13 protein-coding genes are annotated in these 15,750 nt (G+C 59.3%); 7 read left to right on the top strand and 6 right to left on the bottom strand.

Annotated elements, in window-relative coordinates; translation table 11 throughout:
* Positions 1-201: hypothetical protein (locus tag JBO08_RS27405; protein ID WP_220075283.1), on the bottom strand; the 201-nt coding region annotated here is incomplete at its 3' end.
* 259 nt (positions 202-460) lie between these two features.
* Here JBO08_RS27405 and JBO08_RS27400 point away from each other — a divergent pair.
* Positions 461-2,341: a methyl-accepting chemotaxis protein gene (locus JBO08_RS27400; protein ID WP_065872836.1), complete on the top strand. Its 1,881-nt coding sequence runs from the start codon at positions 461-463 to the stop codon at positions 2,339-2,341.
* A 45-nt stretch (positions 2,342-2,386) separates the two neighbouring features.
* Here the strand turns inward: JBO08_RS27400 and JBO08_RS27395 are convergent, their stop codons facing one another.
* From JBO08_RS27395 to JBO08_RS27375, 5 genes are all read right to left on the bottom strand, one after another.
* Positions 2,387-2,845: an SRPBCC family protein gene (locus JBO08_RS27395; protein WP_065872835.1), complete on the bottom strand. Its 459-nt coding sequence runs from the start codon at positions 2,843-2,845 to the stop codon at positions 2,387-2,389.
* 18 nt (positions 2,846-2,863) lie between these two features.
* Positions 2,864-6,241 (bottom strand): amino acid adenylation domain-containing protein, encoded by a 3,378-nt coding sequence (locus JBO08_RS27390; protein WP_220075282.1) that lies wholly within the window; start codon positions 6,239-6,241, stop codon positions 2,864-2,866.
* Positions 6,238-7,185, bottom strand: a complete 948-nt coding sequence (locus tag JBO08_RS27385) for a diiron oxygenase (protein ID WP_065945761.1) — start codon at positions 7,183-7,185, stop codon at positions 6,238-6,240. Before JBO08_RS27385 ends, JBO08_RS27390 begins: the two co-directional genes overlap by 4 nt.
* Positions 7,182-7,940, bottom strand: coding sequence for a DUF3050 domain-containing protein (locus JBO08_RS27380; RefSeq protein ID WP_065872832.1), 759 nt, complete (start codon positions 7,938-7,940; stop codon positions 7,182-7,184). The genes JBO08_RS27385 and JBO08_RS27380 overlap by 4 nt, the downstream gene beginning before the upstream one ends.
* Positions 7,941-8,279: 339 nt before the next feature.
* Entirely contained in the window at positions 8,280-8,987 is a 708-nt protein-coding gene (locus JBO08_RS27375; protein WP_065872831.1) for a GntR family transcriptional regulator, read from the bottom strand.
* Between the two features lie 366 nt (positions 8,988-9,353).
* Between JBO08_RS27375 and JBO08_RS27370 the strand changes: the two genes are divergently transcribed.
* The 6 genes from JBO08_RS27370 (at position 9,354) to JBO08_RS27345 (ending at position 15,741) form a co-directional block, all read left to right on the top strand.
* Positions 9,354-10,247 carry a TauD/TfdA family dioxygenase gene (locus tag JBO08_RS27370; protein ID WP_065879686.1) on the top strand — a complete coding sequence of 298 codons (894 nt, stop codon included), beginning with the start codon at positions 9,354-9,356 and terminating at the stop codon, positions 10,245-10,247.
* 14 nt (positions 10,248-10,261) lie between these two features.
* On the top strand, positions 10,262-11,287 hold the full coding sequence (locus tag JBO08_RS27365; protein WP_220075281.1) for an ABC transporter substrate-binding protein: 1,026 nt from the start codon (positions 10,262-10,264) through the stop codon (positions 11,285-11,287).
* A 1-nt stretch (position 11,288) separates the two neighbouring features.
* A complete protein-coding gene (locus JBO08_RS27360; protein WP_065872828.1) occupies positions 11,289-12,140 on the top strand; it encodes an ABC transporter ATP-binding protein in 852 nt (283 codons plus the stop codon).
* Positions 12,141-12,152: 12 nt separating this feature from the next.
* On the top strand, positions 12,153-13,001 hold the full coding sequence (locus tag JBO08_RS27355) for an ABC transporter permease (protein WP_065872827.1): 849 nt from the start codon (positions 12,153-12,155) through the stop codon (positions 12,999-13,001).
* A gap of 51 nt (positions 13,002-13,052) precedes the next feature.
* Entirely contained in the window at positions 13,053-13,973 is a 921-nt protein-coding gene (locus JBO08_RS27350; protein ID WP_065872826.1) for a LysR family transcriptional regulator, read from the top strand.
* Positions 13,974-14,205: 232 nt separating this feature from the next.
* Complete coding sequence (locus tag JBO08_RS27345) at positions 14,206-15,741, top strand: MFS transporter (protein WP_065879688.1); 1,536 nt, start codon at positions 14,206-14,208, stop codon at positions 15,739-15,741.
* The last annotated feature ends 9 nt before the right edge of the window (positions 15,742-15,750 follow it).

Here is a 15,750-nt window from a genome sequence, read left to right as displayed (position 1 = left end):
GTGAAACGATGCATCGCCGATGGTAGTGTGGGGTTTCCCCATGTGAGAGTAGGTCATCGTCAAGATTGAATTCCGAAACCCCTGTCTGTTAACGCAGACAGGGGTTTTGTCGTTTAGATCAGCAATTTTGTATTGCTGACAGACCTGATTGATCAGCCGGGCATCCTGCCCGTAACTCGCTACATTATTGGTTGGTTTCATTTTCTATCGCAGGACCTAGACCAAGGTGCCTAAGCGCTCAAAGCGTTCGTTATCCAATCCTCGTACGACAACCACCGGTCGGTTTCCTACGAAAAATGGCGATCCGTCTTACATTTTCCTAAGTTTTGCCTCGGCTTGGCCGAAAGCCTGACGAGCCATGCGTGCACCGAAATAGAGCGGCCCAAGAGTCCACCTATAACGTTACATGGAATGTTCCACTCGGCACGCTAACCCCCCTTTGGCAAAAGAAGTCGATGAAATGAATCTCAAGTTCAGTCATAAAATTCTGTTGGCCGCGTCAGGCGTTGTGGTTCTGGCCTTCGCGTTATTTACCCTCTACAACGACTACCTGCAGCGCAGTACCATCAAGCAGAACCTAGAGTCGTCCATCGAGCAATCAGGTGAGCTCACCGCAAGCAGTGTGCAGAACTGGCTTAGCGGACGAATACTGGTGCTCGAAAGCCTCACGCAAAACGTCGCCCATCAAGGCGGTGCTGCCGACCTCCCTGGTCTGGTCGATCAACCGGCGTTCACCTCAAACTTCCAGTTCACCTATGTTGGCCAAACCAACGGCGTGTTTACGCAACGTCCGGACGCGAAAATGCCCGACGGCTACGACCCCCGTCAGCGCCCTTGGTACAAACAGGCAGTGGCTGCGGACAAGCCCATGCTTACACCACCGTATATGGCCGCAGTGGGTGGGCAGATCGTGACCATCGCGATGCCGGTGAAAAAGAACGGTGAATTGCTCGGCGTAGTCGGCGGTGACCTGAGCCTGCAGACCTTGGTGAAAATCATCAACTCGGTAGACTTCGGCGGCATCGGCCATGCGTTCCTAGTCAGCGGCGACGGCCAAGTCATCGTCAGTCCTGATCAAGGGCAGGTGATGAAAAACCTCAAAGACATCTACCCCGGCACTCAGTTACGCATCGAGAAGGTCAGTCAGGAGGTCGTTCTCAACGGCCAGGACCGCATCCTGTCATTTACCCCGATCAGCGGCTTGCCCGGCGCAGATTGGTATATCGGTCTGTCGATTGATAAAGACAAAGCCTACGCAGCATTGGGTAAGTTCCGTACTTCCGCGCTGATTGCCATGTTGATCGCCGTGGTTGCGATTGCCGTGCTCCTGAGTGTGCTCATCCAAGTGCTGCTGCGGCCTCTGACCACCATGGGGGTGGCGATGCAGGACATTGCGCAGGGCGAAGGTGACCTGACCCGTCGCCTGGCTGTCACCAGCAAGGACGAGTTCGGCGAAGTCGGCAGCGCGTTCAATCAATTCGTAGAACGCATCCACGCATCGATTTCGGAAGTGTCTTCGGCAACGCGCCAGGTGCACGACTTGTCCCAGCGTGTGATGGCCTCGTCCAATGCCTCTATCATCGGTTCCGACGAGCAAAGCGCGCGCACCAACAGCGTGGCCGCTGCGATCAACGAACTGGGCGCCGCCACCCAGGAAATCGCGCGTAACGCCGCCGATGCCTCGCAGCACGCCAGCGGAGCCAGTGAGCAGGCCGATGATGGGCGCAAAGTGGTGGAGCAAACCATCCTTGCAATGTCGGCACTGTCGCAGAAGATCAGCCTGTCCTGCACACAGATCGAAACCCTGAACGCCAGTACTGACAACATTGGTCACATCCTTGATGTGATCAAGGGTATTTCTCAGCAAACCAACCTGCTCGCACTCAACGCCGCCATTGAAGCGGCACGTGCCGGTGAGGCTGGTCGAGGTTTTGCGGTGGTCGCCGACGAGGTGCGCAACCTGGCTCACCGCACCCAGGAGTCCGCCGAAGAGATCCACAAAATGATCACCTCACTGCAAGTGGGCTCGCGTGAAGCGGTTACCACTATGAATGCCAGCCAGGCCTCCAGTGAAGAAAGCGTCGAGGTCGCCAACCAGGCGGGTGAGCGCCTGGTCAGCGTGACGCAGCGGATCGTCGAGATCGACGGCATGAACCAGTCCGTCGCCGCCGCTACCGAAGAGCAGACAGCCGTGGTGGAAACGCTCAACGTCGACATCAACCAGATCAACCTGCTGAATCAGCAGGGCGTGGCCAATCTCAATGAGACCCTGAAGGATTGCGATGCACTGTCGCAGCAGGCCAATCGATTGAAGCAACTGGTCGATAGTTTCAAGATCTGACCTGCTGATTGATCGGGCAGGGGCGAGTAGCCTCGCTCCTGCCGCTCAGCCAAGCAACCGACGGACATTGTCCAGGGCGCTGTTGGCGAAGTCCTGCACAAACTGTTCAAACCCTGCGTTTGCCTCATCCATGGGCTGCGCAATAATCGTCCATGTCACCCTGGAACACTCCACTCCTAGTGCTTCAACGCCGATCGCCGCCCATAACCTGGCCACGCCCAAGGTGTTATAGATTGTGGTCCAGGTCATATGCATGGTCTGCTCGTCCCGGCTATTGAGCTGCTCCACCACACAGTTACCATCGCGGAAAAATTTTGTACGCAAGGCGCCTACACCTGTGCCTGTCATTTCGATATGCGTCAGGTCAGGAATGAACACATCGAAGCCTGAAAAATTCCCGACCATGTTCCACAGACGGGAGGCATGGCAGTCGACCACGACCGACGCGACTATCGGCAGGCCGTCCGGGTTGCGAATTAACGTATCGGGTTGCAGTGGTTTCATGAGGTTGTCCTGAGGCGTTCAAAGAAAGCCAATGGCCTTGAGGTAATTGCAGCCTTTGCTCAACAGCGCCGAATCTTTGTCGGGGTAGTGTGCCCCCATCTGCTGGACGCCCTGTCGCGCGTTGTCGTGGCGGATCATTGAGGTGTCGCCGATGTCTTCGTCGAGGCGCTCGAGATAAAAACCAAGCACGCCAAACAGTGCGTTGTCCTGGCTGACCGTTCGTATCTCCTGTTGCCAATGTGCAATGCTCACCCGCCTGAACCGGTGACCCGCTCGGCTGAAAGCATCCAGGTAATGCGCCCAGCTCAACGGTTGTGGGTTGTGCAGGTTGAACACACTGCGATTGGCTTGAAAGCCGGCGCAGTGGAATGCAATGAAACGAGCCAGGAAGTCCACCGGCATCAGGTCGAAATTCAACGCCAGCCGCGGTACCAGGCCAAGTTGAAGTGAGCCCTTGAGCATCAGCATCAGCCGATTTTTCTGCGGCTGGCAGGCCCCCGTGCGGCTGTGGAAACTGATATTGCCGGGGCGATGGATGTTCACCCAGGCTCCGCGCTCCACCGCACGTCCCAGTTGCCGCTCGGCGACCCATTTGGACAGGTTATAGCCATTCTTGATGTACAGCGGCAGCGTGGTCGCGGCGGGTGCCTCAAGGACATAGCCCTGGGTGTCCAAGCTGCTTGAGGCTGACAGCGTCGAGATAAAGTTAAAGACCTTCTTGCAGTGCGTCTCGCACAGGCGCAAGCATTCGAAGATGGGGTCAACGTTGTCCCTGGCCAGTGATGCGTAGTCCATCACGTGGTTGACCCGTGCCGCGTTGTGCACCAGCACACCGAAGTCCCGAGTGAGCGTGTCGTAAGCGTCGTTGGCCAACCCCAATCGAGGCAGGCTGATATCGGCGGCGAATACCTGCACCCGGCTCAGGTCCAGATGATCCAGGCGGTACTCGCGCAACGCTTGGGTAAACCGCATCATCGCCGAATGCCCCGGCTCCTCACGCACCAGGCATGCCACCTGGGTTGCATGACCGGCCAGCAACGCCTCGACGATATGCACACCAACAAAGCTGTTGGCCCCTGTCACGATCACTTTGTGCGGGTCGCCTGCGCGGTTCTCGGGAAGGAGGTTGAGTGACCACTCCTGTTGTGCGTCGCGAACCGCCTGACTAGAGGGCGCATCGGGCCCTTCCCCGTCCTCCACCCATGTTGCGAGGGTACGAATAGTCGGCGCCTCAATGAAGTGGCTCAACGAGAAGCTGCGGCCGAATTGTTCGCGAAAACGCAATAAGAGTGTCGACAGCAAAATCGAATGGCCGCCGAGTTCAAAGAAACTCTCATCGATGGACAATTCATCCACGGGCAACGCCAGCAGCTCGATCCACAAGCGGGTCAATCGAATCTGAAGTGGGGTTTGCGCCGCGTTGCTGGGAGTCTGCAAAACGGATTGAGCCGGTAATGCGAGCAATGCTGCCCGGTCGACCTTGCCGTTGCTGGAACATGGCATGTGCGGCAACAGGCTCCAGAAACCGGGGTGCATGTAATCCGGCAGCCACTGTCGCGCGTGTTGCTGCAGGGCCGCCAAGGTGGCCCCCGGTTCGGGTTGAGCGACAAAGCTACGGATCCTGCGGTCATGGTCGATCACCACTGCGACCTGGCGATACAGCCGGCGGTTACGCAAGCACTGCTCTATCTCTTGGGGCTCGACCCGAAAGCCGCGGATTTTCACCTGATCATCACGGCGCCCCCCCAGCACAATCCCATCGGCGGTCCACTGTGCCAGATCACCGCTGCGGTAAGCCCTCAGCGACTGACCCCCTGGCACCGCCAGTTCCACGAAAGGGCTGGCAAGCTGTTGCAGCGCGTTCACATACCCCAGGCTCACCCCAGGGCCGATGATATAGACCTCGCCTATGACCTGTTCATCTACCGGCTGCAGGTTCTCGTCAAGGATCAGCACCTGGCTGTTGGCGATGGGGCTTCCGACGTTGCGGTTGCTATCACCGGGGAGCAGCGTGCGATGGGTGACCAGCACCGTGGCCTCCGTGGGCCCATAGAGGTTGTGAAACTGGCAGTGCCCCGCGAGGCGTTCGATCACATGGGGCTCGCACACATCGCCGCCGGTAAGCAGGTGTGTCAGGCCCAGCGGTTGATCGAGCGGCAGAATGCTCAGCAGCGCAGGCGGCAGGAAGGCGTGGGTGACGCGCTGCCGTTGAAGCAGATCCAGCAGTTGCTGAGGGTCCTGTCGTTGCTCTGCGCTGGGGACAATCAACTCGGCCCCTGCTAACAAGCTGGGGAAAATATCGATCAGCGAAGCGTCAACGCTCAATGGCGAAAATTGCAGGACGCGGCTCAGCTCATCCAGGCTCATACAGGACCTGAACCAGGCCGTGAAATGCGCCAGGTTGGTCTGGCTGAGCAGCACACCCTTGGGTTGACCGGTGGTGCCTGATGTAAAGAGCGTCATGCAAGGACCGTCGGGGCGCGGGCGAGTCTGCACCAACGGACGCATGACGTCGGCGCTCCGCGGGTCGACCTTGCTGACATCCAGTGCAGTGAAGCGTCCCCGCAAGGGATGCTGACCCGCGTCAAGCAATACCCTGGCTTGCGCGCTCTCAAGCATGGCCTGATGGCGTTGAACCGGGTGGTCCGGACCCAGCGGCAGATACACGGCTGCGCAGCCCATCACCGCAAGAATGCTGGCGTACAACTCGATGGATTTTTCCAGGCACACGCCGACCACCGTTGGCGCCTGCCCAGTCGCCAGCAACGGCTGTAGTTGTTGCTGGATCGCCAAGGCGTGAAGCTGCAATTGACGATAGATCACTGTGTTGCCGGCGATGTTCAGCGCCGGCCGATCGGCGAAGGTGCGAAGGCTGGCCTGCAACTGTTCGATCACGGGCACCTGGGCTTCCCGCATGACAACAGGGTCTTCTGTGCGGTTGAATCGATGGACAAATGCCAGCGCGTCAAGCGCGTCCAAGCCTTGCTCGGGCCATTCATTGGCGGCCGCGTGCACAGAGAAATATCCAGTGTCCCGCGAGAATCCACTCACGTGCAGCGCGACCCACTCCACCAAGGCATGGGTTACCCGCTGGCGCAGCCGTTGGCCGTTGCCACTGGGTTCTCCGGTGATGCCAAGCACAGCCGATAATCGCCGGTCGGGCCCATAGGCTCGCAGTTGCAGCGCGGGTAGCCCGTATTCGGTTATCGGGCCAACACCCAGGCGCAGGCTGAACACTAGGAGTCGATCTGCTGGGGCCCGCAGCGACTGACTGCCGTCATCGATCAACAAGTCGATGCCTTCATCACTCAAGGCATGCCCATACTGTTCCAGCGCTTGCCTGATGGCGCCCAAGGCGCTGCTGGTGCCAGCAAACCCGATGGTCAGGCGCCTCATGTCAGCCTCCCGGACACCGGCAAGTAATTGTCCAACGCTTGCGCCACACTCGGCGTTTGCAGCAAACCGCTGTGTTGCAGGAAGCCCAGAATGTTGTCCATCAGCGGGTGCCGACGGGTGATCGGGAACGCCAGTGCCGTCACTTCATCGCGCAATGCGCTGCGCAGGCCTTCGCTGGCATCGAGGTGTTCGATCAAGTGCAGGTCGAAGTTTTTTTGCAGGTCGTTCGTCAGGTACTGAGCCAGGAATATCGGCAGCACCTGAGCGATGCTGTCGCGGTCTTCCGCGCTCGCCGTGTGCCAATACAGGCGTACGAGCCGTGTCCAGAATTGCGCATGGCGGCCCTCATCAAACAGGTGATCGGCCATCAAGCCACGGATGGAGGCTTTGACACTGGTGTCCTTGGCGAACGCAGCCACCTCGTGGGTCACGGTGTTTTCGGCAATGGCCACGCCAATCAGCGCTATTGCATCGCGCAGGTGGGCTGGCGCCTTGGCCTGGGCCGCAGGCAGCGCACGGCTCAATTCAATTTCCCTGGGCGGGTCCAACGGTTGTATGCCGGTCATGGCCACGGTTTGCTGCAGGAAATCCAACGCAACCAGTGCGTGGTAGTCCTCGTCCACGACAACGGTCATCGCATCTACGCGGCAGGCAAGCGGGAAGGGCACCGAGAAGCGATTCTTGGCAATGCTGCGCGCAGTCTTGTCGACGATCTCAGTCTCGAAGATCACCACGTCGTTGATGAATTTGTAGAAGCTTTGCACCAGCACGAAATCGCGCCATTGCGGGCAGTGTTCGAGGAAGGTTGCACAGAGCACCAAGGGCTGGCGGCACATCGGGTAGATGAGCTTGTCATCGTCTTCCAGCAAACGGCGAGGGCGTGTGCGGATGGTTGCGCGGCGCTCCCAGTCGTCGGCAATGGCGTGGTAGTCGGCTGCGCTCATGGGTGCACCTCCAGCAGCGAGGCCTGAACCTCATCCCAGAATGCAATACGGCTTTGCACGGCCGCGAGGGCGGCATTGTTGGCCTGTTGCGGGTACGCCGGGTCTGCACTGACAAGGTGTTGGAGCAACTGCTCTGCTGCTGGGCCATGATCCTGGGCGTCCAATTCGATGTGACGCTTGAGGTAAGCGCACAGTGTCGGCGCGTGGCGATGGATAAGCTCATCAGATTGCAGGATGCGCTCGAATATCGTCGGGATGACATGCTCGCGACCGTGCAGGAATGTTGCCGCCACACAATGGGTAGGCGCGTTCAGCGCGAGATGCAATGTGTCGCTGACGAAGCGGGCCACGCCGGGAAGAATCTCTACCTCACGCAAGGCGGCAGTCGCTTCCATGCCTTGGCGTTGCAGCGCAACAAAGCGTTTGATCGGCGAGGTGCTGGCGCCCACTTCGGCCATGGCCTCCAGATAGAGTTCGAAGTGGCTGCAATAGCCTCCCTCGGGATGCTCGTCTGACTCCTCACTCAGCACGACCTCATTGATCAGGCGCGCGGCTTGCGTGTCGGCAGGTGGCAGCCAGGGCAGACGCGTGCAGGTCAGGTCCCGTTGCAGACGTTTGGCGAGGGTCATGAAGTCCCAGACGGCAAATATGTGGCTTTCCATAAAAAGTTGTAACTTGCGCAGGGAAGTTATTTCTGGAAATAACGAATGGCTGCATAACTGCAATTTTGCTGTTTCAAGTAACGGTTGATGCATGGTTGGTGCCTATAAGTTATTGCGTCTGCTGTGAAAAAACAGCGATGAGTTCTTGTAGTTGGCAAGAAGTGAATAGGTATGGACCAGCCGTACGCGTGCAAGGCGCTTCTAATGAGGCGACTGCAGCATCGAGTGAAGTGTCTGGTTTAGTAATAAAAGATGATAAGCGGGTTAAACAATTTGGCGAGCATACAAATGTGTTAGAAGTTTTTCTAAATAATATGGGCTGTAAGTTAGTGTCTTTATTGAAAGTGGGAAGTTTCGTGGGGCGGGGTACTAACCGTTAGTTAGGGAACCCCGCAACACTGCAAGATCGAGACAGGAAAGCTGGAAGGCTTATTACGTGCCTTTTTTGTCGCCGGCATCCAGGCCATTGAGGTATGCCGTGATTACCTCCATGCCTCGCATCAAGTGATTGCGCAGCGTCAGGATGCTTTCTTCGATTTTTTTCTGTGCCACCAGGCTCAGCAGTTCGCGGTGATCCTCCTGGGACGTCTGGCCCAACCCCATGGCCTCAAGGTTGTAACGCAGGAAACGTTCTTCCTCGTTCAAACCGTGCTCCACCAATTTGAGCAGCCGCTGGTTCGGGGCCTTGCCATACAAGGCCATGTGAAACAGCCGGTTGAGGCGACCAATCTCGGTGTAGTCTTTTTCCTGCTCCAAGGCGACGATGATGGCGTCCGCCTCGGCGATATCGGTTTCGGTGAGCAAAGGGATGGACGAGCGCAGCGCTTCAGACTCCAGCAGCATCCGCAGTTCATAGGTTTCGGCCGAATTATCCTCGATCAAGGGTGCGACGACAGCACCCTTGTGGGTCACCACATGCAGCAGTGACTGGGCTTCCAGCTGGCGCAAGGCTTCGCGCACCGGCATGCGGCTGACCCCGAACAGGCTGGCCAATTCCTGTTGGCGCATGGCGGTACCGCAGGGCAACCGACCGTCCAAGATGGCGTTGCGCAAGGTTTCTTCAATCACGGAGCGAGCGAGATGGGCGGGGATCGTTCCGCTGATCTTGATGCTGTTCAAAGGGGTCGGCTTCTGCGTCACGGTTACGTTATGCTCCTTATTAGAATGGGCATGGCTAATTGGATCCAATGCACACTAGAGACTGACCATAGGCTTGTCAAACGCGCACAGTTTCGGCTTGTAAGCGCTTCAACATAACGCTCTGAGCACCCACAGCCAGCCTCTATCGGGTCTTACGCATTCAGGTTCAACTCGCCTTCTATCGAGCGGGAAATTGCAGTACAGGCAGCTAAGCGCTCGTCACTTCGACACTGCAGTTTATTCCCTTGGCGCCAAGCGCGCGGGGTTTGGTCACCACATTCCCGTATATCGATATTCACTAACGGTATTTAAAATGCCGTTCTTATATCTATAAAGTCATTTCCCTGTCTGACCGGGAGTGACCTCATGTCCGCCACCTCTACTGTTCCAACAGCGACCGCAACCGCCCAAACGTTCGAGATTCGTCCATTTCCCGGTAGCGTTGGCGCCGAGATCATCGGCCTGGACCTGTCGCGCCCGGTCAACGATCAGGATTTCTCGCGTATTCACCGTGCGCACCTGGACCATCACGTCGTGGTGTTTCGCGATCAGCGCATCACCCCCCAACAACAGATCGCCTTCAGCCGTCGCTTTGGCGTGTTGCAAATCCATGTGCTCAAACAGTTCTTGCTGGCTGACCATCCGGAAATCCTGATCGTCTCCAACATTATCGAAAACGGCCAATCCATCGGCCTGGGGGATGCGGGCAAGTTCTGGCATTCAGACCTGTCCTACAAGGAGCTGCCCAGCCTGGGCTCGATGCTTCACGCCCAAGAGTTGCCTTCAGAAGGCGGCGACACCTTGTTTGCTGACATGCACAAAGCCTGGGACCAATTGCCGGAACACCTGCGCAAAGCCGTCGAAGGCCGCAGCGCCGCCCATTCCTACACGGCGCGTTACAGCGAAACCAAATTCGAAGGCAACTGGCGTCCCACGTTGACCCCTGAGCAGCTGGCCCAAGTTGCGGAAGTCGTACACCCCATCGTGCGCACCCACCCGGAAACCGGCCGCAAGGCGCTGTTCGTCAGTGAAGGTTTCACCACCCGTATCGTCGGCCTGCCGGAAGACGAAAGCCGCGACCTGCTGGCCCAGCTCTACGCCCACAGCGTGCTGCCCCACAACATCTACCGCCACCAATGGCAGCCCCACGACCTGGTGTTTTGGGACAACCGCTCGCTGATCCACCTGGCCGCCGGGTGCCCGAGCCACCTGCGCCGCAAGCTGTTTCGCACCACCATCCAGGGCGACGCGCCTTTCTGATACGGAGCATGACCATGTCCAGGAAACTTCCATTTGCACGGCTGGCCGCGACCGTCGGTCTGGGCGTCAGCCTGCTGGCTGGCGGCCTTGTTGCACCGGCTGCTGCGCAGGCTGAAGGCGAGATCCGCATCGCCGAGCAGTTCGGCATCGTTTACCTGTTGCTCAATGTGGTTCGTGATCAGAACCTGATCGAAAAATACGGTAAGCAGGAAGGTATCGACATCAAGGTCGACTGGACCCAATTGTCCGGTGGTGCAGCCGTCAATGATGCATTGCTCTCCGGCTCCATCGATATCGCGGGTGCCGGTGTCGGCCCGCTGTTGACCATCTGGGACCGCACCCACGGCAAGCAGAACGTCAAGGCGGTCGCTTCCCTGGGCAACTTTCCGTACTACCTGGTGAGCAACAATCCCCAGGTCAAGACCATTGCCGATTTCACCGAAAAAGATCGCATCGCTGTACCGGCAGTAGGCGTGTCGGTGCAATCGCGCTTCCTGCAATACGCCGCCGCCAAACAATGGGGCGATAAAGCATTCAATCGCCTCGACAAGTACACCGTCGCTGTCCCGCACCCGGATGCCACCTCGGCACTGATTGCTGGCGGTACCGAGCTGACTGGGCACTTCTCCAACCCGCCGTTCCAGGACCAGGCCCTGGCCAACCCGAACGTGCATGTGGTGCTCAACACCTACGACCTGCTCGGCCCGAACTCGCCGACGGTGCTGTTCGCCACCGAGAAATTCCGCAACGACAACCCGAAAACCTACAAGGCGTTCGTCGAGGCATTGACTGAAGCTGCGCAGTTCGCCCAGAACGATAAAGGCGCCGCAGCCGACACTTACATCCGCGTGACCAAGGCCAAGATCGACCGTGCCGCGTTGTTGAAAATCATCGATAACCCGCAGTTCGAATTCAGCGTCACGCCGAAAAATACCTATCCGCTGGCGGAATTCCTCTACCGCGTCGGCGCCATCAAGAACAAGCCTGAATCGTGGAAGGACTACTTCTTCCAGGACGCCAAGCCCCTGCAAGGAAGTTGAGATGAACGCACCCTTGCAAGGCCACACGGCCAGCAACCTGCATACCACCGCCCCGTTACTGGCGGTGGATAACGTCAGCCTGGAATACCGTACGCCTGAGCGCGTGGTGCGGGCTACTCACCAGGTGAGTTTCGAGATCGACCCGGCCGACCGCTACGTGCTGCTCGGGCCTTCGGGCTGCGGCAAATCCACCTTGCTCAAGTCCATCGCCGGGTTTATCAAGCCTTGCGAAGGCGAGATCCGCCTGTTGGGCCAAAAGGTCGAACAACCTGGTCCGGATCGCATCGTGGTGTTCCAGGAATTCGACCAACTGCCGCCGTGGAAAACCGTCAAACAGAACGTGATGTTTCCACTGCTTGCGTCGAAAACCTTGAAGCGGCCTGAAGCCGAAGAACGTGCGTTGCATTATCTCGACAAAGTCGGCCTCACGGCCTTTGCCGATGCCTACCCACACACCCTGTCCGGCGGCATGAAAGCCCGTGTCGCCATCGCCCGTGCCTTGGCCATGCAGCCGAAAATCCTGCTGATGGACGAGCCCTTCGCCGCCCTCGACGCGCTGACCCGGCGCAAGATGCAGGAAGAGTTGCTGCTGCTCTGGGAGGAGGTGCGCTTCACCCTGTTGTTTGTCACCCACTCCATCGAAGAAGCGCTGGTGGTGGGCAATCGCATCCTGCTGTTGTCGCCCCATCCTGGGCGTGTGCGTGCGGAAATCCACAGCCATCAATACGACCTGCACAGCCTTGGTGGCGTGGCGTTCCAGGCGTCGGCGCGGCGGATTCATCGTTTGTTGTTCGATGAAGCGCCCGAAGCCGAACGTGAGTTGGGTTTTGCCGATATTCGCATCGCTTACTGAAGGGGCAGCTCAATGCGCCAGGAATACGAAATTACCCTAGAACCGCTGCTCAGCATTCCCGTGGAACGCGAGCTGCCCCTGCGCCAACGCCTGTGGCAACAAGGCTGGCTGCGCAAGGGGTTGATCTTGATCGTGCTCGCGATCCTCTGGGAAGCCGTTGCGCGCTACCAGAACAACGACCTGCTGCTACCGAGCTTCCTGCAGACCTTTCATGCGCTTTACGACGGCCTGCTCAGTGGTGAATTGCTCAGCAAAGTCAGCATCTCGCTGGTGGTGCTGATCAAGGGCTACCTGATCGGCATCGTGCTGGCGTTTGCCCTGACCACCTTGGCGGTGTCGACCCAACTGGGCCGCGACCTGCTAAGTACACTGACCTCGATGTTCAACCCGCTGCCGGCCATCGCGCTGTTGCCGCTGGCGCTGCTGTGGTTTGGCCTGGGGCAGAACAGCCTGATTTTCGTGCTGGTGCATTCGGTGCTGTGGGCGTTGGCGCTCAACACGTACTCGGGGTTCCTCGGCGTGTCCGAGACCCTGCGCATGGCCGGCCGCAACTATGGCCTCAAGGGCATGCGCTTTGTGCTGTTCATCCTGATCCCGGCGGCACTGCCGTCGATCCTCGCGGGCCTCAAGATCGGCTGGGCGTTTGCCTGGCGCACGCTGATCGCCGCCGAGCTGGTATTCGGTGCAACAAGCGGCAAGGGTGGTCTGGGCTGGTACATCTTCCAGAACCGCAACGAGCTGTACACCGACAAGGTGTTTGCTGGCTTGGCGGTGGTGATCCTGATCGGGTTGCTGGTGGAAAACCTGGTGTTTGACACGTTTGAGCGGCTGACGGTGAAACGCTGGGGCATGCAACGCTGAATACGCTACGATTGCGCCAAGTTCACTCCCCACTGATCACGAGTGCCTGGCATGCAGCTACCGGACATGAACCTGTTGGTCGCCCTCGACGCCTTGCTTGATGAGGGCAGTGTGGTCGGCGCCGCACGGCGGATGAACCTCAGCCCGGCCGCGATGAGCCGCACCCTCACGCGGATTCGCGAAGCGGTGGGCGACCCGATTCTGGTACGCGCCGGTCGCGGCCTGGTGCCGACGCCCAAGGCGCTTCAGTTGCAGGGCCAGGTGCGCAATGTGGTGGAGCAGGCGGCGCTGCTGTTCCGCTCGGCGGACCAGGTTGACCTGAGCACCTTGCGCCGCCGCTTCAGCGTGCGCGCCAATGACTTTTTTATCGGCGTGTATGGCGGTCGCCTGTTCGACACCATGGAGCGCATGGCACCGCTGTGCGAGCTGTGCTTTGTGCCCGAAGGCGACACCGACGACGAGGCCCTGCGCGAAGGGCGGCTGGATTTGCGCGTGAGCAACACCACGCCGACCAGCCCCGAAGTGAAGGTGCAAAACCTGTTTTCCACGACCTTCGTCGGCCTGGCGCGGGAAGACCACCCGTTGTTCGACGAGGAAATCACCGCCGCGCGCTTCGCCAGCTATTCCCATATCAGCATCTCGCGGCGCGGCATTGCCCGTGGGCCGATCGACACCGCGCTGAACGCCCAGGGCCTTGAGCGTCGGGTGGCGATGATCGCTCCAGGCTTTCACGGCGCGATGTTCATGCTGCCCGATTCCGACCTGATCCTGCCGGTGCCCAAGGAAGCGTTGTTGAGCGCCAATCGCCTGAAACTGCCACTGCGCGCGTTCGCCTTGCCGATCTCGCTGCCCACGCTGGTATTGGCGCAATCCTGGCACCCGCGATTCGACAAAGACCCCGCCCATAAATGGCTGCGCGAAACCATGCGCGAAAGCTGCCACGCCACTTGGCTCGAAGCCCAACCCACTTGAATCTAAAGCGAGCACGGTCCATGTGGGAGCTGGCTTGCCTGCGATAGCGGTGGGTCAATTAACCAGTGTGTATCAGACAGCCCGCCATCGCAGGCAAGCCAGCTCCCACAGGAGTTTGCGCAGATTTTTAGGATTGCGTCTGGCGCACTTATAACCTGCCAACAAGTAACTTTTTGTCATATGTGTGCCTGATTAAACTGCTCGGGTATTGACCATTCCGAGTTACCTGTTCATGACTTCCCTCGCTGCCCCCACCCTTGCGGCCGCAGCCAAGCCCACTGCCATCACCCCGCCCGTATTCGGCCCGCGCATCATCATCGGCCTGGTCGGCGTGTTGTTGGCGGTGCTGGTCTCCGGTCTCAACGAGATGGTCACCAAGGTGGCCCTCGCAGATATTCGCGGCGCTCTATACATCGGGTTTGACGAAGGCACCTGGCTGGTTGCGGCCTACACCGCCACCTCCGTGTCGGCCATGGCCTTTGCGCCCTGGTGTTCGGTGACTTTTTCGCTGCGGCGTTTCACCCTGTGCGCCATCGGCCTGTTCACCGTGCTCGGCATTTTGTGTCCGTTCGCGCCGAATTACGAAAGCCTGTTGGTGCTGCGCACCGTGCAAGGCCTGGCGGGCGGTGCATTACCGCCGATGTTGATGACCGTGGCGCTGCGCTTCCTGCCAGCCAATGTCAAGTTGTACGGGCTGGCCGGTTATGCGCTCACCGCTACCTTCGGTCCAAGCCTGGGCACACCGTTGGCGGCGCTGTGGACCGAATATGTCGGCTGGCAGTGGGCGTTCTGGCAGATCGTCGCGCCGTGCCTGTTGGCGATGGCCGCCGTGGCCTACGGCCTGCCGCAAGACCCGCTGCGTCTGGAGCGCTTCAAGCAATTCAACTGGCGCGGCTTGCTGCTGGGCTTCCCGGCGATCTGCATGCTGGTGATCGGCATCCTGCAAGGCAACCGTTTGGACTGGTTCGAGTCGGGGCTGATCACGTTCCTGCTGAGCGGCGGCGGCGTGTTGCTGGTGCTGTTCATGGTCAATGAATGGTCGCACCCGATGCCGTTTTTCAAGCTGCAGATGCTTGGCCTGCGCAACCTGGCGTTCGCCTTGATCGTGCTGGCAGGCGTGCTGATGGTGCTGACCTCGGTGATCATCATCCCGTCGAGTTTCCTCGCCCAGGTCCAGGGTTACCGGCCCCTGCAAACTGCGCCGGTGATGTTGCTGATGGCGCTGCCGCAGTTGATTGCACTGCCGTTGGTGGCGGCGCTGTGCAACCTGCGGTGGGTCGATTGCCGCTGGGTGCTGGGCATTGGCCTCGGCATGTTGGTGCTGTGCTGCATAGGCAGCGCGCACCTGACCTCGGAATGGATTCGCGACGATTTTTACGGCCTGTACCTGCTGCAAATCTTCGGGCAACCGATGGCCGTGTTGCCGCTGCTGATGCTTTCCACCGGCAGCATCCAGCCAATGGACGGGCCGTTCGCCTCCGCCTGGTTCAACACCGTCAAGGGCTTGGCCGCCGTGATTGCCACGGGCGTGCTCGATGCGCTGACCACCCAGCGCCTGCACTTTCACTCGACGATGTTGGTGGACCGCCTGGGCAACTCGCCCCTGGTCGATGGCGACGCGTCGGGCCTGGCGCACCGCCTGCACGAGCAGGCGGTGGTGCTGACCTCTTCGGATCTCTATTACGTCATGGCCGCGGTCGCGGCGGCGTTGATCCTGCTGATTTTCTGGATGCCCACGCGGATCTTCCCGCCCCGCGCACCGACTTGATTGAAAGGA

The organism is Pseudomonas sp. LAP_36 (genome assembly GCF_019456785.1).
GTDB classification, from domain to species: domain Bacteria; phylum Pseudomonadota; class Gammaproteobacteria; order Pseudomonadales; family Pseudomonadaceae; genus Aquipseudomonas; species Aquipseudomonas tritici.
The sequence above is the reverse complement of the archived record's forward strand: the minus strand, read 5'-3'. Positions and strand labels throughout refer to the sequence as shown.

Bases quoted from the DNA above. Each gene is read 5' to 3' on its own strand.
- JBO08_RS27400 (WP_065872836.1), top strand. From the start codon at position 461: ATGAATCTCAAGTTCAGTCATAAAATTCTGTTGGCCGCGTCAGGCGTT.
- JBO08_RS27395 (WP_065872835.1), bottom strand. From the start codon at position 2,845: ATGAAACCACTGCAACCCGATACGTTAATTCGCAACCCGGACGGCCTG.
- JBO08_RS27390 (WP_220075282.1), bottom strand. From the start codon at position 6,241: ATGAGGCGCCTGACCATCGGGTTTGCTGGCACCAGCAGCGCCTTGGGC.
- JBO08_RS27385 (WP_065945761.1), bottom strand. From the start codon at position 7,185: ATGAGCGCAGCCGACTACCACGCCATTGCCGACGACTGGGAGCGCCGC.
- JBO08_RS27380 (WP_065872832.1), bottom strand. From the start codon at position 7,940: ATGCATCAACCGTTACTTGAAACAGCAAAATTGCAGTTATGCAGCCAT.
- JBO08_RS27370 (WP_065879686.1), top strand. From the start codon at position 9,354: ATGTCCGCCACCTCTACTGTTCCAACAGCGACCGCAACCGCCCAAACG.
- JBO08_RS27365 (WP_220075281.1), top strand. From the start codon at position 10,262: ATGTCCAGGAAACTTCCATTTGCACGGCTGGCCGCGACCGTCGGTCTG.
- JBO08_RS27360 (WP_065872828.1), top strand. From the start codon at position 11,289: ATGAACGCACCCTTGCAAGGCCACACGGCCAGCAACCTGCATACCACC.
- JBO08_RS27355 (WP_065872827.1), top strand. From the start codon at position 12,153: ATGCGCCAGGAATACGAAATTACCCTAGAACCGCTGCTCAGCATTCCC.
- JBO08_RS27350 (WP_065872826.1), top strand. From the start codon at position 13,053: ATGCAGCTACCGGACATGAACCTGTTGGTCGCCCTCGACGCCTTGCTT.
- JBO08_RS27345 (WP_065879688.1), top strand. From the start codon at position 14,206: ATGACTTCCCTCGCTGCCCCCACCCTTGCGGCCGCAGCCAAGCCCACT.